This is a genomic window from Lysobacter sp. 05T417 (genome assembly GCF_056396405.1).
Genome location: NZ_JBFTLK010000008.1, coordinates 314,265 through 340,727 on the forward strand (window position 1 = coordinate 314,265; position 26,463 = coordinate 340,727).

Annotated in this window: 19 protein-coding genes, 1 tRNA gene and 1 pseudogene; 14 read left to right on the forward strand and 7 right to left on the reverse strand. The window is 63.4% G+C overall.

The genetic code is table 11. The features are described 5' to 3' along the window. Positions 1-52: 52 nt before the first annotated feature. From AC1DER_RS16205 to AC1DER_RS16225, 5 genes and pseudogenes are all read right to left on the reverse strand, one after another. A complete protein-coding gene (locus AC1DER_RS16205; RefSeq protein ID WP_441816322.1) occupies positions 53-430 on the reverse strand; it encodes an acyl-CoA thioesterase in 378 nt (125 codons plus the stop codon). A 188-nt stretch (positions 431-618) separates the two neighbouring features. Beyond that, positions 619-3,495 (reverse strand): annotated as a pseudogene (uvrA, locus tag AC1DER_RS16210) (excinuclease ABC subunit UvrA); the annotation flags it as partial. A 208-nt stretch (positions 3,496-3,703) separates the two neighbouring features. Then, positions 3,704-4,603, reverse strand: coding sequence for an OmpA family protein (locus AC1DER_RS16215; RefSeq protein ID WP_477244774.1), 900 nt, complete (start codon positions 4,601-4,603; stop codon positions 3,704-3,706). A gap of 87 nt (positions 4,604-4,690) precedes the next feature. Beyond that, entirely contained in the window at positions 4,691-6,781 is a 2,091-nt protein-coding gene (locus AC1DER_RS16220) for a S8 family peptidase (RefSeq protein WP_477244772.1), read from the reverse strand. A 513-nt stretch (positions 6,782-7,294) separates the two neighbouring features. Continuing rightward, the gene (locus tag AC1DER_RS16225; protein ID WP_477244770.1) at positions 7,295-8,356 is read right to left on the reverse strand and encodes an OmpA family protein; all 1,062 of its coding nucleotides are present in this window, start codon (positions 8,354-8,356) and stop codon (positions 7,295-7,297) included. 230 nt (positions 8,357-8,586) lie between these two features. On the opposite strand from AC1DER_RS16225, the gene rplU reads away from it, so the two are divergent. From rplU to obgE, 3 genes are all read left to right on the forward strand, one after another. Beyond that, positions 8,587-8,895 (forward strand): 50S ribosomal protein L21, encoded by a 309-nt coding sequence (gene rplU / locus AC1DER_RS16230; RefSeq protein ID WP_441815931.1) that lies wholly within the window; start codon positions 8,587-8,589, stop codon positions 8,893-8,895. A gap of 15 nt (positions 8,896-8,910) precedes the next feature. Then, positions 8,911-9,168 (forward strand): 50S ribosomal protein L27, encoded by a 258-nt coding sequence (gene rpmA, locus AC1DER_RS16235; RefSeq protein ID WP_441815932.1) that lies wholly within the window; start codon positions 8,911-8,913, stop codon positions 9,166-9,168. Positions 9,169-9,289: 121 nt separating this feature from the next. After that, positions 9,290-10,369: a GTPase ObgE gene (gene obgE / locus AC1DER_RS16240; protein WP_477244767.1), complete on the forward strand. Its 1,080-nt coding sequence runs from the start codon at positions 9,290-9,292 to the stop codon at positions 10,367-10,369. A gap of 136 nt (positions 10,370-10,505) precedes the next feature. On the opposite strand, the gene rpsT is transcribed toward obgE, so the two are convergent. Next, a complete protein-coding gene (gene rpsT, locus AC1DER_RS16245; protein WP_137833401.1) occupies positions 10,506-10,775 on the reverse strand; it encodes a 30S ribosomal protein S20 in 270 nt (89 codons plus the stop codon). A gap of 104 nt (positions 10,776-10,879) precedes the next feature. Here rpsT and murJ point away from each other — a divergent pair, with 104 nt between their 5' ends. From murJ to AC1DER_RS16295, 10 genes are all read left to right on the forward strand, one after another. Beyond that, on the forward strand, positions 10,880-12,505 hold the full coding sequence (murJ, locus tag AC1DER_RS16250) for a murein biosynthesis integral membrane protein MurJ (protein WP_477244764.1): 1,626 nt from the start codon (positions 10,880-10,882) through the stop codon (positions 12,503-12,505). 40 nt (positions 12,506-12,545) lie between these two features. Then, positions 12,546-13,487 carry a bifunctional riboflavin kinase/FAD synthetase gene (locus AC1DER_RS16255; protein WP_477244762.1) on the forward strand — a complete coding sequence of 314 codons (942 nt, stop codon included), beginning with the start codon at positions 12,546-12,548 and terminating at the stop codon, positions 13,485-13,487. A gap of 72 nt (positions 13,488-13,559) precedes the next feature. Then, positions 13,560-16,373, forward strand: coding sequence for an isoleucine--tRNA ligase (ileS, locus tag AC1DER_RS16260; RefSeq protein ID WP_477244886.1), 2,814 nt, complete (start codon positions 13,560-13,562; stop codon positions 16,371-16,373). Further along, positions 16,370-16,876 carry a signal peptidase II gene (lspA, locus tag AC1DER_RS16265; RefSeq protein WP_441816324.1) on the forward strand — a complete coding sequence of 169 codons (507 nt, stop codon included), beginning with the start codon at positions 16,370-16,372 and terminating at the stop codon, positions 16,874-16,876. The genes ileS and lspA overlap by 4 nt, the downstream gene beginning before the upstream one ends. 28 nt (positions 16,877-16,904) lie before the next feature. Further along, on the forward strand, positions 16,905-17,855 hold the full coding sequence (gene ispH / locus AC1DER_RS16270; RefSeq protein ID WP_477244760.1) for a 4-hydroxy-3-methylbut-2-enyl diphosphate reductase: 951 nt from the start codon (positions 16,905-16,907) through the stop codon (positions 17,853-17,855). Between the two features lie 94 nt (positions 17,856-17,949). Further along, positions 17,950-18,025, forward strand: a tRNA-Thr gene (locus AC1DER_RS16275). A 375-nt stretch (positions 18,026-18,400) separates the two neighbouring features. Beyond that, on the forward strand, positions 18,401-19,327 hold the full coding sequence (locus AC1DER_RS16280) for an S-4TM family putative pore-forming effector (protein ID WP_477244758.1): 927 nt from the start codon (positions 18,401-18,403) through the stop codon (positions 19,325-19,327). Then, complete coding sequence (locus AC1DER_RS16285) at positions 19,324-20,730, forward strand: SMODS domain-containing nucleotidyltransferase (protein WP_477358161.1); 1,407 nt, start codon at positions 19,324-19,326, stop codon at positions 20,728-20,730. Before AC1DER_RS16280 ends, AC1DER_RS16285 begins: the two co-directional genes overlap by 4 nt. A gap of 119 nt (positions 20,731-20,849) precedes the next feature. Then, positions 20,850-21,818, forward strand: a complete 969-nt coding sequence (locus AC1DER_RS16290) for a toll/interleukin-1 receptor domain-containing protein (RefSeq protein ID WP_477244754.1) — start codon at positions 20,850-20,852, stop codon at positions 21,816-21,818. A 1,386-nt stretch (positions 21,819-23,204) separates the two neighbouring features. Beyond that, complete coding sequence (locus AC1DER_RS16295; protein WP_477248542.1) at positions 23,205-24,038, forward strand: DUF4238 domain-containing protein; 834 nt, start codon at positions 23,205-23,207, stop codon at positions 24,036-24,038. 86 nt (positions 24,039-24,124) lie between these two features. Here AC1DER_RS16295 and AC1DER_RS16300 read toward each other — a convergent pair whose 3' ends face one another. Beyond that, on the reverse strand, positions 24,125-25,816 hold the full coding sequence (locus AC1DER_RS16300; protein ID WP_477248540.1) for a hypothetical protein: 1,692 nt from the start codon (positions 25,814-25,816) through the stop codon (positions 24,125-24,127). Positions 25,817-26,349: 533 nt separating this feature from the next. On the opposite strand from AC1DER_RS16300, the gene AC1DER_RS16305 reads away from it, so the two are divergent. After that, on the forward strand, positions 26,350-26,463 hold a 114-nt coding region (locus tag AC1DER_RS16305), incomplete at its 3' end, for a transposase (RefSeq protein ID WP_477357748.1).

Sequence of the window (26,463 nt, forward strand, 5' to 3'; positions counted from 1 at the left end):
GGCACGACCGGATGGCGCCGCCCTTCGGGTGAGGGCGGCGCAGGCTGCGGCGTCAGTGTTGCGAGCAGGACTCGCGCACGGCGTCCGGCAGCGGCGCGGCGCGACCGTCGCCACGATCGATCCAGACCATCACCACGTTGCCGTCGCAATACAGCACGCTGTCATCGGCGGCATCGACGATGCGATGGCCGATGCTGACGCTGCTGTTGCCGAGGCGGTCGACGAACAGTTCGATCGCGACCTGCGCCGGCCATTCGATCGGGCGGCGGTAGTTGAGGTTGGCCGCGGCGACGACCGGGGCGACGTGCTCGTCCAGTCCTTGTCCCGGCACCGACAGCATCCAGTGCAGGCGGGCTTCCTCGAGGTAGCTCAGGTACTTGGAATTGTTGACGTGGTTGAACGCGTCCAGGTCGCGCCAGCGCACCGACATCGGCACGCGGATCAGCGCGACCGGCGCGGGCGCACCGGTGACGATCGGATCCGGCGCGACGGCAGCAGCGGCCTGGTTTTTCTCGCCGCTGGCCTTGGCGGTCTTCTTCGCGGCCGGCTTGCGCTTGCGTGCAGTCGTGCGGCCCGTCTTCGACGGGGCAGGGGTGTCGCTCATGCGGTGGTTTTCTTCTTGCTGGGCTTGCGGCCCGGGGCTTGCGGTTTCGCGCCAAGGAGCGGTGCGAGGAAGCGGCCGGTGTGGGAGTGGGTCAGGCTGGCGATGTGCTCCGGCGTGCCGGTGGCGAGGATGGTGCCGCCACGGTGGCCGCCTTCCGGGCCCAGGTCGATCACCCAGTCGGCAGTCTTGATCACGTCGAGGTTGTGCTCGATCACGACCACGGTGTTGCCGTCGTCGCGCAGGCGATGCAGCACCGCAAGCAGGTGCTCGATGTCGTGGAAGTGCAGGCCGGTGGTCGGTTCGTCGAGGATGTACAAGGTGCGGCCGGTATCGCGCCGCGACAGTTCCTTCGACAGCTTCACGCGCTGCGCCTCGCCACCGGACAACGTGGTCGCGCTCTGGCCGAGCTTGATGTAGCTCAGGCCGACGTCCATCAGCGTTTCAAGCTTTCGCGCGATCGCCGGGATCGCGTCGAACAGGCCCAGCGCATCCTCGACCGTCATCTCCAGCACGTCGTTGATGTTGTAGCCCTTGTAGAGGACTTCCAGCGTCTCGCGGTTGTAGCGCTTGCCGCCGCAGACGTCGCAGGGCACGTAGACGTCGGGCAGGAAGTGCATCTCGACCTTGATCAGGCCGTCGCCCTGGCACGCCTCGCAGCGACCGCCACGGACGTTGAAGCTGAAGCGTCCCGGCGAGTAGCCGCGCGCACGCGCCTCGGGCACCTGCGCGAACAGCTCGCGCAGCGGCGTGAACAGACCGGTGTAGGTCGCCGGGTTGCTGCGGGGCGTACGGCCGATCGGCGACTGGTCGATGTCGACGACCTTGTCCCACAGCTCGATGTTCTCGTACTCGCGGTGTGGCGCCGGCGTATGCGAGGCGCCGTTGAGTTCGTTGGCGGCGATCGCGAACAGGGTGTCGTTGATCAGCGTCGACTTGCCCGAACCCGACACGCCGGTGACGGCCGTGAACAGCCCGCTCGGCACCGCCAGGTCGACGTCCTTGAGGTTGTTGCCGGTGGCGCCGCGCAGGTGGAACGTGGTCTTGGGATCGGGCTTGTGGCGCTTGGTCGGGATCTCGATGCGCTTCTTGCCGCTGAGATACTGGCCGGTCAGCGAGCGCGGCGCCTTGAGCAGGTCGGCCAGCTGGCCCTGGGCGATCACTTCGCCGCCGTGCACGCCGGCACCGGGGCCGATGTCGACGACGTAGTCGGCAAGGCGGATCGCGTCTTCGTCATGCTCGACCACGATCACCGTGTTGCCCAGATCGCGCAGGCGGGTCAGCGTGCCCAGCAGGCGTTCGTTGTCGCGCTGGTGCAGGCCGATGGAGGGCTCGTCGAGCACGTACATCACGCCGACCAGGCCGGCGCCGATCTGCGAGGCCAGGCGGATGCGCTGGGCTTCACCGCCCGACAGCGAGTCGGCCTTGCGCTCCAGGGTGAGGTAGTCGAGACCCACGTCCACCAGGAAGCGCAGACGGTCGCTGATTTCCTTGACGATCTTGCCCGCGATCTCGCCGCGCCAGCCGGGCAGGTTGAGGCCCTTGAAGAACGACAGGGCCTCATCGACCGGCAGCACCACGATCTGCGGCAGCGGCCGGTCAGCTACGAAGACGTTGCGGGCGGCACGGTTGAGACGCGCGCCGCCGCAGTCGGTGCAGGCGCGCTCGCTGATGTACTTGGCCAGTTCCTCGCGCACGGCCGCCGACTCGGTCTCGCGGTAGCGACGCTCGAGGTTCGGGACAATGCCTTCGAAACGGTGCTTGCGCTGGCTGCGGCCGCCGCTCTCGGTGAGGTAGGTGAACGTCACCAGTTCCTCGCCGCTGCCGAACAGCACGGCCTGGCGCACCTTCTCGGGTAGCGACTGCCACACCGCGTCGGTATCGAACTTGTAGTGCTTGGCCAGCGACTGGATCAGCTGGAAGTAGTAGGCGTTGCGGCGGTCCCAGCCACGCACGGCGCCGGCCGAGAGCGACAGCTCCGGGTGCACGACCACGCGCGTGGGATCGAAGAACTGCGCCACGCCCAGGCCGTCGCAGGTCGGGCAGGCGCCGACCGGCGAGTTGAACGAGAACAGGCGCGGTTCGAGTTCGGGCAGCGAATAGTCGCAGACCGGGCAGCTGTACTTGGACGAGAACAGCAGCGGGGCGGCCTCGGCGTTGTCGAGCGACATCACCTGGGCCATGCCGTCGCCGAGCTTGAGCGCGGTCTCGAACGATTCGGCCAGGCGCTGCTTGATGTCTTCGCGCGGCTTGAAGCGGTCGATCACCGCTTCGATGGTGTGCTTGACGCGCAGCGCCAGCGGCGGCACGGCGTCGACCTCGTACAGTTCGCCGTCGACGCGGACGCGGACGTAGCCCTGGGCGCGCAGTTGTTCGAAGACCTGGGCATGCTCGCCCTTGCGCTCGCGAATGACCGGGGCCAGCAGCATGTAGCGCTGTTCGCGCCCTTCTTCGGTCTCGCCCAGGGCGATCACCTGGTCGACCATCTGGCTGACGGTCTGTGCTTCCAGGGGGTAGCCGTGGTCGGGGCAGCGCGGGGTGCCTACGCGGGCATAGAGCAGGCGCAGGTAGTCGTAGATCTCGGTGATCGTGCCGACGGTCGATCGCGGGTTGTGCGAGGTCGATTTCTGTTCGATCGAGATCGCCGGCGACAGGCCTTCGATGTGGTCGACATCGGGCTTTTCCATCACCGACAGGAACTGGCGTGCGTAGGCCGAGAGGGATTCGACGTAGCGGCGCTGGCCTTCGGCGTAGATGGTGTCGAAGGCGAGCGATGACTTGCCCGAGCCCGACAGGCCGGTAATCACGATCAGTTTGTCGCGCGGCAGGTCGAGATCGATATTCTTGAGATTGTGCGTCCGCGCGCCGCGGATGCGGATGTAGTCCAGCGCCATCGGTTGCCTGTCTGGGAAGAAGTCGCCGCCGCGCAATGCAGGGGCGAACAGGGGAGCGTATCGACTGGCGAAGATGGGGGCAATTAGTAGTTTTGGAAGGGGCGCAGGGTGGGGCTGGTGGGCGTAGTTCAGCCCTGGCCGGTGGCTGGGTGCGTGGGGCGCCGCCCGCCGGACGACGCTCCAGCAGTTCATTTCCCGTCTTCGTCCCCTATAACAAGCGGAAGCTCGCCTCGCTGTCAGCGGCCCCTGCCGGTTGGCCCCTGGTCTCGATCGCGGCGGGGCTGACGCCATTGACGATCAGTTGCACCTTGATCGCCTCGGCGCGCTGTTGCGACAGCGCCAGGTCCTCGCCGGCACCGGCCGGGCCGGTGATCTCGATCCGGCGCTCGCCAGCGCTGCCCTGGATGGCCCTGGCGGCCTGGCTGAGCGCTGCAAGGCTGTCTGCGCTGACCTGGGCGCTGCCGTCGATGAAGTGGATCGGGGTCTGGTTCAAGGCCTGGACGACCTCGCCGGCCGATGCGCCGGACTTCAGTGCGGCCAGTGCCTGTGCGGTGTCGTCCGGGGCGATGTCGCCCACGCCGCGGAACAGGCCGGTGAGTTCGTAGCCGGGGAACAGTTGCCGGGCGCGCGCCAGCAGGGTCGCGCGGTCGGGTTCGGACGCGTAGCCGCCGAGTTCGAGCCGCTTGCCGTCGAAGCCGATTGCGGCGCCGGGCATCGTGAATGCGGGCAGGAACTGCGGCAGTTGTGCCTGCCAGGGAGCCGGGCGGGCGCCTGCGTCGATGGCAAGGGCGCCGGATATGTGGCCCGGGCCGTACGCCTGGCCAAGCATGGCGACGATGGCCTTGCGGCTGGCGTCGCTGTCGACGGTGCCGTCGTAGCGCACCGTGCCGTTGTTGTTGACCAGGCTCAGGCGCGAATCGAACTGCGCGGGCGGAAGCGTCGCGGCGGTCGTGTGGGCCTGTGGCGCGGCCGGCGCTGCTGCTTGGCGGCTGCAGCCGCCGAGGGCGATCAGGGCCGTCATCGTCATCGTGGCGACAATCGCGACGTGCGATGGCGTGACGTGCGACCGCGCGGGGGAGTTCGATGCAGTCGTGCGGACTGGCTTCATGGGTGCTCCAGAGGGCATGTCGTGGTGAAAGGAAGGGCCCGGCGCACCGGGCCCTCCAAGGTGGTTCCACGCGTGTTGCTTGGCCGCTTACTTGTGCGAGGTGTAGTCGATCTCGACCGGGTCTGCGCACTCCTGCGTACCGTTGTTGCACAGCTTGTAGCTCATGGTGCCGCTGCCGATGATGCGGAACGTATCGGTGGCCGCGCCCTTGTTCTTCACGGTCTTGAGGATCGCGCCGTTGCGGTAGATGTCGATGTTCTTCTTGCCGAAGGTCCAGGTGAGGTCAACGCGGGTGCGATGGTTGTTGAGCGCGGTGGCCTCGGCCTCGACCGAACGCGGCCAGTTGGCGTCGGTGAAGCTCGGATACAGCGACACGCCGGTGGCGGCACTGAAGCCACGGATCGTCACGTACCACTTGCCGCCCTGCGGTGCCGGGAAGAAGCAGTTCTCGTTGTTGCCGAAGCTGAACGGTCGGCAGTCGTACGAGGTCAGTGTCGGTTCGCTTCCACGCTTGACGTAGATGTCGGCATCGCCGGTGCCGCCGTACATGGCGAACAGCAGGTTGGATGCGCCGTTGGGGACCAGCAGCTCGTAGCGGATCGCGCCGTTGGCGCCGACGCTGATGCCGGTGACGGTAACCCCGTTCTTCAGCGGGATCGCCGGCGGCGGCGGCGGCGGCGGCGGGACGTCCGGCGGCAAGGCTTCGGTGCCCGCCGCGACCGCGACCGCGTAGCGCGCATCGATGATGCCCGCGCCGCAGTAGAGGCTATAGCTGCAGCCGCCCGGGAATCCGCCGGAGGCATAGGCGGTGTTCTCGAGGATCTTCTTGATCTGCGCCGGTGTCTTCGGCGTTGGCGCCGCGGCCTGCATCAGGGCGATCGTGCCCGACACGTGCGGTGCCGACATCGAGGTGCCCGCATACCAGGCATAGCCTTCGCCTTCCTGCTCCTTGAGGCCCAGGTTGAGCGTCGACAGGATGTTGTCGGCGGCCGGCGCTTCGCCCGAACCACCCGGCGCCGCCACGTCGACGACATTGCCGTAGTTGGAGAAGCCGGAGATCTCGCCGGTGGGACCCACGGAGGCCACGGTGATCACGTCGTTGCAGCTGGCCGGGGAGTAGTTGGCCGCGTCATCGGACGAGTTGCCGGCCGATACCACCACGGTTGTGCCGCGGCCGACGGCTGCGGTGTAGGCCGCCTGTTCGGCGACCGAGCAGGCGCCACCGCCACCCAGGCTGAGGTTGATCACTTCGGCCGGAGTGGCATTGGCCGGAACGCCCGCCACCGTGCCACCGGAGGCCCAGGTCACCGCATCGATGATGTCGGACTCGTAGCCGCCGCACTTGCCGAGCACGCGGACCGGTTGCACCTTGGCGCCGAAGGCGACACCGGCCACGCCGGCGTTGTTGTTGGTCGCCGCGGCAACCGTGCCGGATACGTGCGTGCCGTGCCAGCTGCTGTCCTCGGGGATCCCGAAGATGTTGCACTCGCCGTCGTGCCAGTCGCCCGGATCGTTCGGGTCGGCATCGCGGCCATCGCCGTCGACGCTGACTTCCGGGTCGATGATGAAGTCGTAGCCGGGGACGGTTTGTCCGGCCAGTTCCGAATGCGGCGTGATGCCGGTATCGAGCACGGCCACGACCACGCCGCTGCCGGTGCTGATGTCCCATGCCGGCTCGACATTGATGCCGCCCGGTCCGTTCTTGTAATGCCACTGCTGCGCATAAAGCGGATCGTTTGGAACCATCAGCGGCTTGCGCAGGCGATCGGGCTCGACCGCGAGCACGTTGGGATCCTTCAGCAGTTCGACCATCAGCTGCTTGGTTGCGGCGAGGTCGAGCTTGCGATCGGTGCGGATCAGCGAGCTGCCGGTGGCCAGCGTGCGCATCGGCGCGATGCCCACGCCCAGCGTCTTGGCTGCCGTCGCCAGCTGCGTCGCCAGTTGCGTGCCGCTGGCAGCGGCGCTGAGCTTCTTCGCATCCGATCTGTAGGTGATGATGAAGCGGTCGTATTGCGCGGGCTGTTTCTTCGCCGCCTTCGCCGCTTGCTTGGTGAGTGTGGAGACCTTGGACGTGCTGACGTTTGGCAACTTTCCGCCGGAGTTGGCGACAGGTGCAACGATGAACGCCGTGGCGATGGCCAGCGCGGTCCACTTCAGGGAACGAGTCTTGCGAGTCATGACAACATCCTTTGTTGGCTGCTCAGGATTTTCCCGTCGCCTCCCCTTGGCTCCGGGTACGTGTCGGCTACATCGGAGCAGTGCCGTGTCGCCCGACGGGGTGCGTGCCAGACACGCGTGCGCTGCGTGGCAGCCGCGTGCGGGCACTTGCGATCAGTGCGCAGGAGGGGGAGGGGGTTGCGAGCACATCGATTGCTGCGCCGTCGGTGATGGACGGACCGGATCCTTCCAGTGACATGCCGGGGCCCCAGGTTCTGGTAGTTCAGATTGAACTCGCGGTCGATCCCGTACGCCGCGTTGAAGGCGCGCAGCCGAATGGGATCACTCGTGCGTGATTGCAGCCCCCTGTAGCTGCTCACAACGTGAACGTATTCCAAACCATCGGATAAGTGCAAGCGTTTGCGTAGTAAAAATGCGTGCACGTGGGCACGAAGAACGCGCGCGATCATCTTCGTCAATCATGAATGCGCAATTGCGCAGATGCAGTCGCGCTGATGTCGCGTGACGTGATGATCACTTCACAACACTGAACTCGATTCGTCGATTGCGTGCGCGCCCTTCATCGCTGGCGTTGTCGGCGATCGGCCGGTCCTGGCCGTGGCCGATGCTGGTCAAGATCGTGGGGTCGACGCCGCGCTCGATCAGTCGCTGCTTCACCGCATCGGCGCGGTCCTGCGAGAGTTTCAGGTTTGCCGCGGCGTTGCCGCTGTTGTCGGTATGGCCACCGATCTCGATGCGTGTCCCGGCAGGCGCCGACGCGATCGCCTGGGCCGCTTTTGCCAGGATCGCATCGCTGTGCGCGGAAATGCGCGCACTGTCGGAATCGAATTCCACCACCATCAGGTTCAACGCGTGCACCAGGTCGTCGGCGCTGAACTTGCGTGAGATCAGCAGGTCGAGCGCCTGGGTGGCCGCATCGACGCCCTGGCTGCGCGGTGGCAGGGAAGCATCGGTGGCCGCGGTGCGTTCGCCATGGCATCCGCGTGGCAACAGCACCGCGACGATGATCACCAGGCCGATCAACAGCCATGGCAACCAGCGATGCGCGCCGGAGCGATGGACGGCCGGAGCGATCACCTGCGGTTCGGCGCGCGTCGGCGTGACTGCTTCGGCGGTGACGGCGCCGGCCATCGGTGCGGCCGCCCACTGGCCGAACTCATCCAGTCCAACGCCAACGCCGCCGAACCAGTGCTGCAGCTTCTGCGAAAGCGGGCTGGCCGCGATCGGCAGGTCGCCGTGCTCGCTCAGCTCGTCGATGGCGTCAGGCAGCATCGCCGCCGATGCGCTGCTTACGGTCGCCGCCGGAAGCCCCAGGCGCTGACCGAATCCGTTCAGGGTTTCGGCGCCCAGGACGGCCTCGAGCTGGGCGGGGGTGATGGGCAGGTTGGGGCCCGGGCCCAGCCAGGAGTCGACCAGGCCGTCCAGGCTCTGGTCCCTGAACGCCTGGATGAACCCCGTGGGGCCGCCGTGCCTGGGATTGAAAACCTGGGCCACCAGCAGGCCCATCAAGCGCTTGGCCTGCTCTGGCTGCAGCCCGAAACGGCCTACCACCTGTTCGAGGATCTGGCTGAACATGGCGATTCCCTCCTGCGCGAGCGCCCCGGAAGGGGGCTGGGGACGCTCCAGACCCCGGCGTCGGGAGTACATCACGGGCGGCGTTAAGCCGGTGGCAGGCGGCGCCCGCCTCCGGGCCCCCGGGAGTGGCCCAGGACTTGCCGTAACCCGCTGAAAGCCCTAGAATTCCGCTTCTGTTCGCCCGAGTGTGGGTGCGACAGCGACCAAAATAACTACAGAGGAATCTGGTCATGTACGCAGTAGTAGTCACCGGCGGTAAGCAGTACCGCGTCATGCAGGGCGAAACCCTGCGCGTCGAACTGCTCGATGCCGAAGTTGGAAGCGAGATCAAGCTCGACAACGTCCTGATGCTGGGCGGCAGCGACGGCGTGAAGATTGGCGACGCCCTCAAGGGTGCCACCGTCTCCGCCAAGATCGTCGGCCATGGCCGCGCCGACAAGGTGCGCATCGTGAAGTTCCGTCGCCGCAAGCATCACCGCAAGCAGATGGGTCACCGTCAGCATTACACCGAAATCGAAATCACCGGCATCGCCGGTTAATCAGGAGAAGCAGCCATGGCACACAAAAAGGGCGTAGGTTCCACCCGTAACGGCCGCGACTCCAACCCGAAGTACCTCGGCGTGAAGATGTACGGCGGCCAGGCCATCGAGGCCGGCAACATCATCATCCGCCAGCGCGGCACCCAGTTCCATCCGGGTTCCGGCGTCGGCCTCGGCCGCGATCACACCCTGTTCGCGCTCGTCGATGGCAAGGTCGAGTTCTCGACCAAGGGCCCGAAGAAGCGTCGCACCGTCAGCGTCGTCTCCGCGTAATCGGAATCGAAGCTGCAGCGAGGGGCCCCGCTTCGGCGGGGCTTTTCGTTTGTGATTCACACCGAGGCGATGGATTCGCATCCGTTCACCCGTTCTACTACTGAAGTAATTCAACGCTCCCATGAAACTCGTCGACGAAGCCGAAATCCAGGTCAGCGCAGGCAACGGCGGCAATGGCTGCGTTGGCTTCCGCCGTGAGAAGTTCATTCCGCTCGGTGGCCCCGACGGTGGCGACGGCGGCGATGGCGGCAGCGTCTGGCTGGTGGCGGACGAAAACCTCAACACCCTGGTCGACTTCCGCCATCAGCGCCAGTTCCGCGCCAAGCGCGGCGAGAACGGCATGGGCCGGCAGATGTACGGCAAGGCCGGCGAGGACCTGATCATCACCGTGCCGGTCGGCACCGTGATCACCAACGTCGGCACCGATGAAGTCATCGGTGACCTGACCCGGCACGGCGATCGCCTGCTTGTCGCCATGGGCGGCAAGGGCGGCCTGGGCAACATGCATTTCAAGAGCTCGGTCAACCGCTCGCCGCGCAAGGCGCTGCCGGGTTTGCCGGGCGAGGAGCGCGAGCTCAAGCTGGAACTGAAGCTGCTCGCCGACGTTGGCCTGCTTGGTTTCCCCAATGCCGGCAAGAGCACGCTGATCCGCGCGGTGTCGGCAGCGACGCCTAAGGTGGCGGACTATCCGTTCACCACGCTCTATCCGAACCTCGGTGTCGTCAGCGTCGAAGCGCATCGCAGCTTCGTCATCGCCGACATCCCGGGCCTGATCGAAGGCGCGGCCGACGGTGCCGGCCTGGGCGCGCAGTTCCTGCGCCATCTGCAGCGCACGCGTTTGCTGCTGCACCTGGTCGACATGGCGCCGATGTCATTCGATGAAGGCGACGACAGCGAACTGATGAGCCCGGCCGAGCAGGTGCGCGCGATCGAACGCGAGCTGGCCAAGCACGACCCCGAGCTGCTCGACAAACCGCGCTGGCTGGTGCTCAACAAGGCCGACCTGCTGCTGGAAGAAGAACAGCAGGCCGTCGCCAGGGGGATCATCGAAGAACTGGGCTGGAAGGATCGCTGGTACATGGTCTCGGCGATCGGCCGCGAGGGCACCTTCCCGATCATGAAGGACGTGATGGCCTTCTTCGACCGCCAGCGCGACGAAGCGCTGGAGGCGGCGCAGGCGGCAGGCCCGCATGCTCCGTAAGCCTGTTCCGCAGGCAACAAAAAACCCGGCATCGGCCGGGTTTTTGTTTTGCGCTGCCGGCGGTAAGGCCGGGCAGTGCGGCGAACTTGGCATTGACCACAACCGCTGCGCCGGCGATGCCGGCGCGTCAGTTGTATCAGGCAGCCTTGAGCGCCTTGATGCGAGCGTTCAGGCGAGCCTTGTGACGGGCAGCCTTGTTCTTGTGGATGAGACCACGCGAGCTGAAGCGATCGAGGATCGGCTGCGCGACTGCGAAGGCGGTCTCGGCGCCGGCGGCGTCGTTCTCGCCCAGGGCCTTGAGCACCTTCTTCACAGCGGTACGCAGCATCGAACGCTGGCTGGCGTTGCGGGCATTGCGGACGACGGTCTGCTTGGCGCGCTTTTTGGCGGACTTGATGTTTGCCACGGCGAATTCCTGGAAACTGGTAAGAGAAAAATGAGATTGCGGAAAATCAGACCGGAAAGTATGGAGTATTCAGTGGCTTGCGTCAACAGCAGGGGGAAGGGCCGATGAGTGGGGGCCTGTTGCGCTCTACAACCGTTTTCAGCGCGATGACGTTCATCTCGCGGCTCTCGGGGCTGGTGCGGGACCAGATCTACGCGGCAGTGTTCGGGGCCAGTCCGGCCATGGACGCCTTCGTGGTGGCCTTCCGGATCCCCAACTTCATGCGCCGGCTCTCGGCCGAGGGCTCGTTCTCGATGGCCTTCGTGCCGGTCCTGGCCGAGTACAAGGCCAAGCACGACGAGGCCGCGGTCAAGGAGCTGATCGACCGGGTCGCCGGCACCCTGACCGCGGCCCTGCTGGTGATCACGGCCCTGGCGGTGATCTTCGCGCCAATGGTGATGCGCCTGTTCGCGCCCGGCTTCGAGCCCGGCAGCGCGCAGAGCGAGCTGGCCGAACTGATGCTGCGGATCACCTTCCCGTATGCCTTGTTCATCTCGCTGGCATCGTTCGTCGGCGGCATCCTCAACAGCTACCAGCGCTTCGCCATCCCGGCGCTGTCGCCGGTGCTGCTGAACATCTCGATGATCCTGGCCGCGCTGTGCCTGGCGCCGCAGCTCAAGGCGTGGGGCTACGAGCCGGTGCTGGCACTGGCCTGGGGCGTGTTCGCCGCGGGCGTGGCGCAGCTGGTGTTCCAGTTGCCGTCGCTGGCGCGGATCGGGCTGTTGCCGCGACCGCGCTGGGGCGGGGACCATGGTGGCGTGCGCAAGATCATGAAGCTGATGGTGCCGACCCTGTTCGGTTCCTCGGTGGCGCAGGTGAACCTGCTGCTCAACACCGTCATGGCCTCGTTCCTGATCAGCGGCAGCGTGACCTGGCTGTACTACACCGACCGCCTGCTGGAGTTCCCGCTGGGCATGTTCGGCGTCGCGATCGGTACGGTGATCCTGCCGCACCTGTCGGCGCGCCATGCCGACACCGACCCGAAGGGCTTCTCGCGCGGCCTGGACTGGGGTTTCCGACTTTGCATGATGATCGGCGTGCCGGCCTGTATCGGCCTGGTGCTGTGCGCCAAGCCGCTGATCGCCGCGCTGTTCCAGCACGGTCACTTCAGCGCCGAGGACACGCGGATGGCGCAGCTGAGCCTGATCGCGCAGTCCACCGCGGTGCCCGCGTTCCTGCTGGTGAAGGTGCTGGCGCCGGGCTTCTATTCGCGCCAGGACACCAGGACGCCGGTGAAATCGGCGGTGGTGTCGGTGGCGGTGAACGTGCTGATGACCGTCGCGCTGATGACCGGGCTGCTGTTCCTGACCGATGCCGGCACCGCGGCGCGGGCGCAGTCGACCGGGCTGCTCGATGCCCTGGGCCGCATCCCCGGCGCACATGCGCTGCTGGCACTGGCGATCGCGATTGCCGGCTGGACCAACGCCCTGCAGCTGTGGTGGTACCTCAGCCGCGCCAAGGTGTACGAGATGCAGCCGGGCTGGCGTCGTTTCCTGCGCCAGATTGCGGTGGCCAGCGTCGCGATGACAGCCGTGCTGCTGGCCATCCTGTGGGCTTGGCAAGGCTGGTCCGAATGGCCCTGGTGGGAGCGGGTGTGGAAGCTGGGCGTGCTGGTCGGCGCCGGTGGCATCTCCTACGGCGCTGTGCTGTGGCTGCAGGGCATTCGTCCGCGCGACCTGCGCGGGCATTGAGGGCAATGAAAATCCCTTGCCCCGGCTATACTTAATGGCAATGAGCAGGCTTTTTCGTGACGTCGAGGGCGGGCCCCGGTGCCCGCACGGCAGTGTGGTCTGCATCGGCGCATTCGACGGCCTGCACCTCGGGCATCAGGCGCTGGTGCGCCACACGGTCGCCCGTGCCCGCGCGCTGGGCGTGGAAGCGGTGGTGCTCAGCTTCGAGCCGCTGCCGCGCGAGTTCTTCGCCCCGGCCGCACCGCCGCCGCGGCTGCTGCTGACCCACGCGAAGGCCGAACGCCTGTTCGGCCTGGGCGCAGACCAGCTTGGCCTGCTGCGCTTCGATCGCCGCTTCAGCAGCATGTCGGCCGAGGACTTCGTCCGCACCGTGCTGCTGGGCCGTCTTTGCGCACGCGAAGTCTGGGTCGGGCCGGAGTTCCGGTTCGGCAAGGGCCGCGGTGGCGACATCGCGCTGCTGCAGCGGATGGGCGCCGCGCATGGTTTCAGCGCCGGCGAGATCGAGCCGTTCCTGCTCGATGGCGAGCGCGTCTCGAGCACGAAGATCCGCGAGGCGCTGCTCGGCGGCGACTTCGACACGGCCGCGGAATTTCTCGGTCGGCCCTATGCGATCGACGGCCATGTCGTTCCCGGCAAGCGCCTCGGGCGCACGCTCGGCTTTCCTACTGCCAACCTGCGTTTCGCCGGCAAGACGCCCGCGCTGTCGGGCATCTACGCGACCTGGGTGCATGGCGTGGGCGACAAGCCCCACGCCTCCGTGTCGAGCCTGGGCACGCGACCGACCGTGGCCGGCGTGGAGCCGCTGCTGGAAGCGCACTTGTTCGATTTCAACGGCGACCTCTACGGTCGTCGTATCGAAGTGGAGTTCGTCGCCAAGTTGCGCGACGAGCTGAAGTTTTCCGATCTGCCGGCATTGACCGCGCAGATGCATCGCGACGCCGAACAGGCGCGCGCCATCCTTTCGCAAGAAGTTTTCGCCTGAGCGCACGCTGTGACCAATAACGAAACCAACCAGTACAAAGCCACCCTGCATCTTCCGGCGACGGACTTCCCGATGCGCGGCGACCTGCCCAAGCGCGAGCCGGAAACCCTGGCGCGCTGGGAAGGCGAGGGCCTGTACCAGCGAATCCGCGAGAAGGTCGGCAAGCGCGAGCGCAGCTTCGTACTGCACGACGGCCCGCCGTACGCCAACGGCGCGATCCACCTCGGTCACGCCGTCAACAAGGTGCTCAAGGACGTAGTGGTGAAGTCCAAGCTGCTCGCCGGCTTCGATGCGCCGTACGTGCCCGGCTGGGACTGCCATGGCCTGCCGATCGAACACCAGGTCGAGAAGAAGTTCGGCAAGGTCGGCGACAAGATCGACGCGAGCGAGTTCCGGCAGAAGTGCCGCGAGTACGCCGCCGAGCAGATCGACCTGCAGCGCACCGACTTCAAGCGCCTGGGCGTGCTCGGCGACTGGGAAAACCCGTACCGGACGATGGATTTCCGCTACGAGGCCGACATCATCCGTTCGCTGGCGAAGATCGTCGAGCGCGGTCACCTTGTGCGCGGCGCGAAGCCGGTGCACTGGTGCTTCGATTGCGGTTCGGCGCTGGCCGAGGCGGAAATCGAATACGCCGACAAGCAATCGTGGGCCATCGACGTCGCCTACGACGCGATTGATCCCAACAAACTGGCGGCGCTGTTCGGCGCCACCGTTGATGACGGCGTGCGCGTGGCGATGCCGATCTGGACCACCACGCCGTGGACGTTGCCGGCCAGCTTGGCGGTGAGTGTCGGGCCCGACCTCGAATACGTGCTGGTCGAAGGCCCGCGCATGGCCGACGGCGGTCGCCGCCTGCTGGTGATCGCCGAAGCGCTGGCCGGCAAGGCGTTGTCGCGCTACGGCATCGAGGAAGTGCAGGTGCTCGGTCGCGCGCTCGGCAACGACCTCGACAGCCAGCTGCTGCAGCATCCGTTCTATGCCGATCGCCAGATCCCGGTGCTGGTCGGCGACCACGTTTCGGCCGAAGACGGCACCGGCATCGTCCATACCGCCCCGGGCCACGGCCAGGAAGACTATGCGGTCGGCCTCAAGTACGGCCTGATGGATCGCTACAGCGCCGGCCAGATCAATCCGGTCGACGGCCGCGGCCTTTACCTGCCGTCCACACCGCCGGCGGACGGCACGACGCTGGCCGGCCTGCATATCTGGAAGGCCGAGCAGCCGATCCTCGACGTGATTGGCGCCAGCGGCCACCTGCTGTTCGCCCACCGCATCACCCACAGCTACCCGCATTGCTGGCGCCACAAGACGCCGGTGGTGTTCCGCGCCACGCCGCAATGGTTCATCTCGATGGAGCAGGCCGGCCTGCGCCGCGACAGCCTGGCCGAGATCGGCAAGGTCGGCTGGGTGCCGGAGTGGGGCGAGGCGCGCATCTACAACATGATCGAAGGCCGTCCGGACTGGACGATCTCGCGCCAGCGCTACTGGGGCGTGCCGATCGCGCTGTTCTTCAATCGCGAGACCGGTGAGCCGCATCCGCGTTCGCCCGAACTCATGCGCAAGGTGGCCGAGCGCGTCGAGCTCGAAGGCGCCGATGCCTGGTACGCGATGACCGCCGAGGAACTGCTCGGAGCCGAGGCCGCGGACTACGAGAAGGTCACCGACATCCTCGACGTCTGGTTCGACTCCGGCGTCAGCCACGAGTGCGTGCTCGCGCAGCGTCCGCAGGACGGCCTGCGCAAGCCCGCGGATCTCTATCTGGAAGGCTCGGACCAGCACCGCGGCTGGTTCCACAGCTCGCTGCTGACCGGCGTGGCGATGGACGGCGTCGCCCCGTACCGTCAGGTGCTCACGCACGGCTTCACCGTGGATGCGCAGGGCAAGAAGATGTCCAAGTCGCTGCAGAACACGCTGGCGCCGCAGAAGGTCATCGACCAGATGGGCGCCGACGTGCTGCGCATGTGGATCGCCTCGACCGACTACCGCAACGAGATGTCGGTCTCCGACGACATCCTCAAGCGCAATGCGGACGTCTACCGCCGCATCCGCAACACCGCGCGCTTCCTGCTGGCCAACCTCAGCGGCTTCGACCCGGCCGTGCACCTGCGTCCGCTCGGCGACATGGTCGCGCTCGACCGCTGGATCGTGCACCGCGCCGCCGAACTGCAGGACCGCATCGCCAGCGCCTACGAGCGCTACGACTTCGCCGAGATCGTGCAGGCGCTGTCTAACTTCTGCAGTGTCGACCTGGGTTCGCTGTACCTCGACGTGACCAAGGACCGCCTCTACACGATGCCGGAAGACTCGCGCGGCCGCCGTTCGGCGCAGAGCGCGATGTACCGCATCGCCGAGGGCTTCGTGCGCTGGATCGCGCCGATCCTGGCCTTCACCGCCGACGAGATGTGGCGCCACCTGCCGGCGGTCACCGACAAGGGCCCGCGCGAAGGCAACGTGCTGTTCACCACCTGGTACGACGGGCTGGCCGTACTCGGCGAGGATTCGGTGCTGTCGGTGCAGGACTTCGATCGCCTGCTGGCGCTGCGCGAAGAGGTCAGCAAGACCCTGGAGCCGATGCGCGCCGCCGGTGAGATCGGCGCCGCTCTGGAAGCCGAGATCGCCCTGCGTGCCGGCGTCGCCGACCAGAACTGGCTGGCGCAGTTCAGCGACGAGCTGCGCTTCCTGTTCATCAGCGGCGACGTCGAAGTAGTCGCCGATGACGGCATCAAGGACATCGCCGTGCTCGCCACGCCAACGACGAAAACCAAGTGCGTGCGCTGCTGGCAGTACCGCGCCGACATCGGCAGCGACACCGCCCATCCGGAGCTGTGCGGCCGCTGCGTGGTCAACCTCAGCGGCGCCGGCGAACACCGGGAGTGGTTCTGATGACGCCGGTTCGCCCGAATGCGCTGCCGTGGCTGGTGCTGTCGGTGCTGGTCATCGTCCTCGACCAGCTGACCAAATGGTGGGTGCTGACCTCGCTGCCCGAGTACACCGCGATCCCGGTGATCGATGGCTTCTGGAACTGGTACCGCACCTACAACACCGGCGCGGCATTCAGCTTCCTGAGCGATGCCGGCGGCTGGCAGAAATACGTGTTCGTGGTGCTGGCGGTGGCGATCAGCGGCCTGCTCGGCGCATGGCTGGCGCGGACCCCGCGCAGCGACTGGAAGAGCGCCCTGCCGTACTCGCTGGTGATCGGTGGCGCCCTGGGCAATGTCATCGACCGGCTGCTGCATGGCCATGTCGTCGACTTCATCCAGTGGCACTGGCAGGACCACTATTGGCCGGCGTTCAACATCGCCGATTCGGCCATCGTGGCCGGAGCGGTCGGCATCGCCCTGTTCGGCCTGCTGGCGGGCAACAAGCCGCAGCCGGCCACGAAGTAGCCCGGCAACGGCGGAGTACAATGGCGCCATGGACGTCCTGCTAGCCAATCCCCGCGGTTTCTGCGCCGGTGTCGATCGCGCGATCGAGATCGTCAAGCGCGCGATTGAAACGCTCGGTGCGCCGATCTACGTGCGCCATGAAGTGGTGCACAACCGGTTCGTGGTCGATGACCTCAAGCACCGTGGCGCGATCTTCGTCGAGGAACTCGACGAAGTGCCCGATGGCGCAACCGTGATCTTCAGCGCCCACGGCGTATCCAAGGCCGTGCGCGAGGAAGCGCAGCGACGCGACCTCAAAGTGTTCGACGCGACCTGTCCGCTGGTGACCAAGGTCCACCTTGAAGTGGCCCGCCACTGCCGCGCCGGCCGCGACGTGGTGCTGATCGGCCACGAGGGCCACCCGGAAGTCGAAGGCACCATGGGCCAGTGGAAGCGCGAGGCCGGCTCGGGAAAAATCTATCTCGTCGAGGACAGCGACGACGTCGCCGCCCTGCAGATCGACCAGCCGCTCAATGTCGCCTACACCACCCAGACCACGCTGTCGGTGGACGACACCCGCAGCGTGATCGAAGCGCTGCGGGCCAAGTTTCCGGCGATGCAGGGCCCCAAGAACGACGACATCTGCTACGCCACCCAGAACCGCCAGGACGCGGTGCGCGAGCTGGCTGCCAAGTGCGACCTGGTGCTGGTGGTGGGCTCGATCAACAGCTCTAACTCGAACCGCCTGCGCGAGCTGGCTGAACGCGAAGGTGTCGCGGCCTACCTGATCGACGGCGCGATCGAGATCAACCCGTCCTGGGTCGAGGGTCGCAAGCGCATTGGCGTGACCGCCGGTGCCTCGGCGCCGGAAGTGCTGGTGCGGGGCGTCATCGAGCGCCTGCGCGAGCTGGGCGCCCTCCACGTCAGCGAGCTCGACGGCGAGCCCGAGGACATGGTCTTCGCGTTGCCGAAGGAACTGCGGCTGCAACTGGTCGACTGATCAGGTCGATTGACCGGAAACCCGCGCAACGCCTAGAATTACCGCCTCGCGGAGACATCCGCTGCCGACCCGCCAGGGCCCGGCCGATAGACCCGCCGGAATAGCTCAGTTGGTAGAGCGGCGCATTCGTAATGCGTAGGTCGTAGGTTCGATTCCTATTTCCGGCACCAATGAAATCAAGGGCTTGCAGCGGTTTACGCCCTGCAGGCCTTTTTCATTCCGGCTTCGGGTCCCAGCGGGGTCCCAGAATGGGCGCTGACGGCAAACCACATGCTACGGCGCCTGCGATCTCATCTGTGGCATGAAGGCCTACGCCTTGGCCTCCACCAGGCCGCCAAGCGCACTGGACTACTCGGCCATGCACCGACGGAGGCGGGTCGCCACAACCATAGAGCGATTCGGAGCACAGTCTGATATCCGCCTTCGGCCAGGGAAGGCATTGCGGGTCCGCCCCGGGTAGGGAAAGACCGCGACATTGTCTCTCGCCACCGTGCTCGAGATTCGGCATCCTACGGTTGGCTGCGAATACTGCCAAAAGGGGAAACATGACCAGCGATACGATCTCTCCGAACAACATCGGAGAGCTGCAGAACAGCGCGCCGATGGTCAAGCTCCTTCGCGCCCGTCGACGAGTCTATGCCCTCGTGAAGCGTCTCCAGCAGACATATTTTCTAATCACGCTGGCGCTGCCAATTGTTTCGCTCGTGGTTGTCTTCAACTTCGACGAGGCTAAGCCGGGATTGAGCCTCGCTGCCCTAATAATTGGCGCTCTAGACGCTATGTTCTTCGACGCTTGGCGAAAGCGGAAGATCAAGATGGCCGCCCGACTGCAAGAAGAGTTTGATTGTTGCGTCCTCGACATGTCGTGGAACAGTTTCACCGCTGGGTCGCAAGTTTCGCCGGAGGATGTCGACGAGTACGGCCGGAATCCCTTGAAACCTGACGCCGAAAAGCAACTCCAGGACTGGTATCCCTCGGATGCATGCAAGCTCCCGCTCCACCTGGCTCGCTTGGTGTGTCAGCGCACCAACCTTTGGTACGACTCCAAGCTGCGTAAAACGTATCGCTCCTGTCTTTGGGTTATCACGGCGATCTATTTTGTGGCGCTGCTCATATTTGGACTAGATCTGACGCTTGGCGATTTCATCTTGGTTGTCCTTGTGCCTTTCGGCCCATTCTTCACTTGGGTTGTCCGAGAGCACCACCGGCAGACAGACACGATCACACTCGTTGATCGTCTTTGTACAGACATCGAGAAATCAATTGGCAGCCTCTCTAATCCGGAGAGTCAGGAGGATGCGCAGGCGCGAGCGCGTGAGCTGCAGGATGCAATTTTTGCTCATCGTGCGAGCAGTCCCTTGGTTAGCGATCTGGTTTACAAATTCAAGCGCAAGGGTCTCGAAGAACAGATGCAAGCCGGGGCGAGGGAGTTCATCTCGCGTGTTACAGCCGCATCGAGGGCCACCGTGTGAAGCTGGTCTCCTCGTTTGACGCGTTTCTTGCCGATACTGTTAACCTAAACGATACGCGGCTCAGCCAACTCGACAACTCGTTCGAGGCAATCAAGCGATTCATTCGTGGGAGTGATTACCGCCCGAAGGTTCTGTCCTTTTACAAACACGGCTCGTGGGCGCACAAGACGATCATTCGGCCAGTCGAAGGCCGACCCTTCGATGCCGATGTGATCGTATTCGTCAAGCCGGTGGAGGGGTGGAGTGCAGCTCAGTATGTGAATGAGCTTGCCCGAGTCTTCCGGGGAAGCGGTCTGTACGAGGACAAGCTACGTGTCTATTCGCATTGCGCGACGATCGAGTACGCAGGAGATCGCAAGATGGATATCGCGCCTTGCGTGGTCGATCGCGCGTCCTTCATCAACTACGAGGTTTGCAACCGAGCTAGCGATGGCTTCGAGCAAAGCGAACCCGAGCGATACACCACCTGGCTTCGCGGTAAGAACTCCAACAGCGGTCTTAACAGCCTGCGCAAGGTCACGCGCCTACTGAAGTATCTGCGGGACATAAAGGCGACATTCACCTGCCCATCGTTTCTGCTTACCACGCTGCTGGGCGAGCAGGTCCGGCAGGGCGACAAAGACGATGCTGGGTTCGTGGACTGCCCAACCGCACTTCGGACCTTGGTTGGACGCCTTGACGACTGGCTGCAGGCTCGGGCTTTCGTTCCAGTCGTGTCGAACCCAGTGCTCGCCCACGAGGATCAGGCGAGCAGTTGGAGTTCCGCCCAATACCTAAACTTCCGCACTCAGGTGAATCGGTATCGTGGGTGGATAGATGATGCCTATAGCGATCCTGATGCGGCGGAGAGCCTTGCCAAGTGGCGGCGCGTTTTTGGCGACAGCTTCGGTACCGTGCGAAAGGCGATAGTGACACTCGAATCGGCCGCGCCTTCTCCCGCCACTGCCTTGGATGACGTAGATGCGGTCCGAACCAAGGGTCTCTCGTCACTGGGTCGATCCATTTTGCAGCCAGGCTGGCGGAAGACGCCGACTTGGCAGCCGGACCTCATACAGGCCAAAGTGTCCGTTCGAGCTCGCCTCATAACTTCCTCATCGGGCCGAGGCATGCGGGTTGCCAATGGAATGCCCGTGGAAAGTGGTCAATGGATCGAGTTCACGTCGATGCTCGGTGGCGTCACCCCGGGGGACGACTACCGAACGGAGTGGCGTGTGACCAACACTGGGCCGATAGCGCAGCAGAGGGGAGCTCTCCGGGGCGAGTTCAATTCCTCTGCACCGGCACATACCCGCCAGGAGGAGCTGTCCTATCGCGGAGTTCACATGGTGGAGGCGTTCATCATCCGGAAGTTCAATCAGAGCCTGGTCGGCTTCAGCCAGCCGTTCTACGTCGTAATTGAGTAGGTTTCTCCAAGGCCGTTTAGGTAGAAGGCGGTCATTGCAAAGTTGTGTAGCGTTTGGGAGTTCCGCAGATGCATTAAGTGCGGAGCTAACTGTGACTGGGGATTCGTAAAGGGGGGCGGATGTTTAACAAATCGCTGGAGCGGATCATCGGTTCTTGCTACAAGAACGCCCGCATGCTTCGACATGAGTACATGGGAACAGAGGATCTCTTGCTCCACCTCTTGGATGACGATGAGGTTCAGGAGGCTGTTACCTCCGCAAATGGTGATTTGGCCGTTCTCAGATCAGAACTGATTAAGTACATCACCGAGAGTGCCAAGGTTCTACCTGCAGGGGACGAGCGTGATACTCAGCCAACAATTGGCTTCCAGCGCGTCCTACAGCGCGCGGTTTATCATGCTCAGTCTTCCGGGCTAAGCGAGGTAACGCCCGGTCGATGCCTTGTAGCACTCTACGGCGAGAAGGATTCATTTGCTGTATTTGCGTTGGTCAATCAGGACGTCCAACGATTCCATGTTGTGAGCTTTGTTTCGTCCGGGACTGTACGGGAGCCGCTGCCAAGCTCGGATGAGACGATCAAACGAATCAAGGACACGCCGGCAAGTAGCGCCGAGGCCGAAGCCCAGTCAAAGCTGAGTATCTTCATTTCCTACAGTCATAGCGACACTCGATGCCTTGATCGACTCTTGGTTCATCTCAAACCGCTTGAGCGGTCGAGTGTATTGGAATGTTGGTCGGACAAGAAAATTCGGGTCGGCGATAAGTGGAGAGGGGAGATTGAACGGCACATCGACCAGGCGGCAGTCGCTGTGCTGTTGCTGAGTGCGGATTTCCTAGCCTCAGATTTCATTGCCAACCATGAGCTTCCCCCTCTACTTATCAAAGCCGAAGCGAAAGGCACACGAATTATTCCAGTTGTGCTGAAACCTTGCGGATTTCATCGAGATCGGGAACTGAGTAGCTTTCAATGCATCAATGACCCCAAAACTCCGCTGTTGGCGTTGTCGGATATCGATCAAGAGCGCTTGTATGACCAGATCGTAGAGGAGATCCACAAGGAGTTCGAAGTTCGCAAGCAGCAGGGCTAGCTACTTGCCTCGAGCGGCTATGAACTGCTCCTCTTCGAGGGCAGCGAGGCCTAACAGTTCATTCAAGCCGAAGGCGATTCGCACCTTGGCTTAGTTTAGGCGTCAGGTTGGCGCCAGAGGCGTCTTAGTAGGAGAGGCGTAGTGGCATCGAAAGGTCAAATGACAGGAATGCGCGGGGTCTATCTCACCGCATCGGAGCTGTCTCGGCTTGGTTTCATTGCATCTCCAACTTCGCGAAGCGCCGCGGGCGCGGACCTTCTGGTAACGAATCATTCGTGCTCCGCCGCCTTCTCGGTTCAAGTCAAGACTAATGCCCGAAGCTTCGGATTCTGGCTGGTTGGTGAGAAAGCTCAGCTCATATCGTCCCGATCCCACATTTACGTGCTCGTCAACATTCGGCCATGCAAAGAGGATGAGGTGCACGAGTACTTTGTCGTTCCAAGCAAGGCAATCACCCAGTTAACGCAGCGATTGGACAGAGCAAACTCAACGTTCTACGCCGTCAGTCGCATAGCGGTAGAGAAGTATCGTGACAAATGGTCGGTGTTCGGTGAGCCGGCTTAGCAGTTCAACCAAATCGAAGTCGCTTCGCGGCTCGGTTCTACTAAGGCGTTGGGGCCCGCATTGAAACGACTCGTCACCCGTGAGAAGGACCTCATCACCCGCTCATCCAGCGAGCTCTGGTTCCGCCGCATCAACTGGAAGATGGAGACGCGGCACCGCGTTCGGCGTGCCTTGGAGTCTGTTGTAGTCGCTGCTAAGACATCTGGATACCCCTTCCAGCTTTACGTGCAGGAGTTCGAACAGCCCAACGAGGGTCTAATTCAACTGTCGGCAGGGCAGAATCCGACTGGCGTCGTCAATCGCGAAGAGTGCTTCGACCTTGAGCACGGTAGCTGGAACAGAGACACATCAGTTATGGAGAGCGGGGCGGGCCTAGTTGTCTCTCAATCAGTGACAGGCCACGTGCATTTCACCGTGAATCTGTATGCCTGTGACCGCATTAGGCCGAGGCGCCAGGAGGTGCTTCTATTCGTACCGTTGGATCCAGCTAGCGTAACGGAACGGCGAGTTATGAGGGCGGTCCGCCTGTTCTTCCTATTTGTTCGTGACTCGTCTGTATATGGCATCTCCGGCAGTCGATCTTTTTCTAGCCGCGCACTGCTAGCCTGGATACGCTTCCGCGATCTCAGGAGCCGATACAAGCTTGTCAGGTCGCTAGCTTCACTCAAGAACGAATGGGCAAAAGCAGTATTCGCGGCAATTCTCGCCCTGGTCGTTACCATCGTTGCGGCCACCGCCGTCCGCAATGAATCGGCGGGATCCAGCAATGCGTCCAAGCCGACGTCGTATCGCGGCTCGACTTCACTCGGGCGGTAGATGCGCATGGGGCATCACTATCTGCCGCAGCATTATCTTCGCGGCTTCGCAGCGGACAAAGCAATCTGGGCCCACGACCTGCGCGAATCGCGCTCGTATAGGAGTCAGGTCAAGTCGGTCGCGAATGAGACTGCAATGTATACGGAAGACCTGGAGGCTCACCTCGCGAATGCGATCGAGGGGCCTGCTCAGAAGGCAATTGACGATATTCGCGAACTGAAGTCACCGGCCGGTCTCGAGAGAGAGGCGCTCGCTCATTACATCGTCGCAATGTGGAAGCGTGTTCCGGCTGCTCGGGCCCGAGTGGCCGCAACAATCCCTCAGGTGGCAGACACAATCCACGCAGAAATTCAGCAGGGACTCGATCAGGTCGCTAAGGACGAACCAGATTTAGCCGACATTGCTGCTTCGCGCAAGCGCGACGTTGCGAATCTAATTGAGTCCTACAAGCAGAATCCTCCGGACTACTTCTGGCATCAATCAGTGGGCTCGGCGGCTACGCCACGCATGGTTCAAGGTCTTTTGGACATGCAGTGGACAGTTCTGCACTCTGAAGGCGAACCCTTTATTTCCTCGGACAATCCGGTGTTCTTCTTTGAATCCGAAGGCATCGGCTCTCCTCAGTCAGAGTTGAGTATCCCCTTTGGATCGAGCGTCGCCCTTTGGGCAACCCGCGGGCGGCCGGCTAGACCGTCGGTCCTGCATGCTGATCGCAGCGTTGTGCTGGAGATCAATAGACGGTCCGCCTGCAATGCGCGGCGGTTTCTCTACACCATGCGCGAATCGCCTTGGGCCGTGAGCTTCGGAAGAAAACCGCACAGCTTGCGCGGCCTATGGTAGTAAGGCCGCCTAAAGACTCGACCAAGCCGACGCCGCTTCACGGCGCGACTGAACGCAGGAAGCAGTTCGATGCTGTGCGCTGGGGCTCAATCATTGCCCTCAAGTTTCACGCCAAGCTTGAGCATCCTGTCCGCTGAAAGTGGCGATCGGCGCGCGATCTGAATCGCGGCTTCTCTCATTCGTTCGCGCGCCGCCGAGTGAGCTTGCCTGTGAGGGTGGTCATCAAGGTCCAGAGTGTTCTTCATTGAGCGCATGGGGTCTCCCATACTGCTCTTGGTGAGTTCGTCGACGATGTCGTCGACGCTAGCCTCCGCTATGGCCTTCACGGCGTCGTCGTTAAGTGGCATATCCACTCGAGCCATCATTTCCAGCGCATCTGTCAGTGACACGGTTGGAGGAATCTCTTTGACTGAGGATGCAATGGCGTCGAGAAGTTCCTTGTCTGATATTTGCCCAAACATCGGCTCAGTTTCACCCAGTTCTTCCTCAATATCAGTGTGCTGATCGACCCAGGTATTGATGAACGACGTCGCTAGATCAGGTCGGCCAACGAGTCGTAGCACCCGCGCGGCAGACTGAAGGTTGTGCACGTGGTCGGAGGCTGATACTGGTGGCCAAGCTAGCTCAAATGCCTCGGCAATCTCCTTGTCGTTCTCCCCGAGTCTCTTGTGATAGAGACTCCACGCTCGAGACATCGCATTTCTATTTGCCTCCCTCTGAGCGCCTCGTTGGTACGCGTCAATGGCCACCTTGAGATCGTCTGCATCCGGATATCCAGCAACAACCATGTTGTACAGCGCTTGATCTAGTTCATCCCCGAGATGCAGGCCGTAGTCACTTAGGATTTGAAGCCACTTCTTCTCATTCTCCGGACGATCCGCCTTGTTCATCATCGACATGGCCATCGCGTAGGGGCCAGTGGCCATCACGAATTCGATCGGCGGGGCTCCATCGGCTTGGCCAGCACTTGCAAACGTGAGAAGCGCGACCACCTTCGCGATGTTTCGGATTGTCCCTTCCCGAAGACTTTGTTCCTCCGCGGCGTCCATGGCTAAACTGATGAAGCGTCGAGTTCGTTGAATCACTCGAATATTCGTTACCTTCAGGAGCTCGAGCGAATGAAAGGCATGTTTGTACCAGCGCTCGACCTCCGCTCCGTCTAAGCCAAGCTTGATGCTTTCGGTGACCGATGGGGCGTAGGTCAGCTCACCCTGGAATACCTTCTCTTTGTATTGGTTCCATGTGTCTTGGTCTTCGCCCAGAGTTCCCGCATTGAGGATTACGACGATGCGGCAGTTGCGCTGGTCAACCAACTGCGAGACGAGGCCAAGAAAGTCTCGTAGGGGTAGTGCCCCACGTCGTTCAATATCGTCGAAGCAGATCAGTCGGCTCCTGACGAAATAGAAGCTGAGGGCGTTGTAAGACCCTGCAACGCCACCGCGAATGTAGGGAAGCTCCAGGGAATCCAGCGCGAAGGAGAGGAAACTCTGTCCTTTCCACCAGAGCCACTTAGGGTGTATCCAGCGCCACCACTTTAGGCGGAGGTCATAGTCGAACTCTTTGGTCGCCTGAAACACGGCTACCTTGAGGTCGTCCAGCGAGCTAACGCCAAAGAGTGAAACGTATGAGTACGTCTTTCGCCAGGGCTTCTGAAGGTAAGGCTCAACAATGCGCTTGCGCCAGAAGTAGGTCTTGCCTATCCCCCATCTGCCTTGCAATACGAGTGCACCAGGCTCTTTGGAACAGACAAAGCGGTTGAGAATGTTGTCGATCGACATATCGCCCCGAGTGTTGACGCCGCCGGCCATACTAAGCGAGGTTGCGGCGCTCGCTTCTATTCTGATCGAAGTTCCACTCCGAGCGGTCGATCCCCCCCCCAGGTCGAACCTGCGGCGATGCGCGCGCGTGCCCCCACGCCGGTGGGCGAGGGAGGGGCGACTCTCTATGGATCGCCCCCCCGGTCGGGGCACCGGTATCAGGGGTGGTCCAAGCCAATTCCGCTACGCGTTGGCACTCCGGGAAGGGGCAGGTGTCATCACCAACCTTCACCGGCACTGGTCGTGGGCGCTCCAAGTGTGGGTGACGGTGTTAGCGGACACGTGGCCAGCGAGGGCCTGCTGAGCAAGGCTTTCACTAAGGCGGTCACTAAGGCCATCAACTTCTGTGTTCGCGGTCAGTTGACGGTCTTGTTCGCCAACGACCATTCCCAATGGCCTGCCGGCCCGAGCCCGGCAACGCGGTGGGCGCTGGGGTTCTACCCCGCTAACACGGACACATCAGTTAAGCCCCATCATGGGGCAGGAGGAGTGTCATGCGACAGCGGAAAAGATACAGCGAAGAGTTCAAGCGTGAGGCCGTGGGCCTGACCCGGCTGCCAGGGGCGAACGTTTCGCAGATTGCCCGTGATCTTGGCATCGGGGCCAAC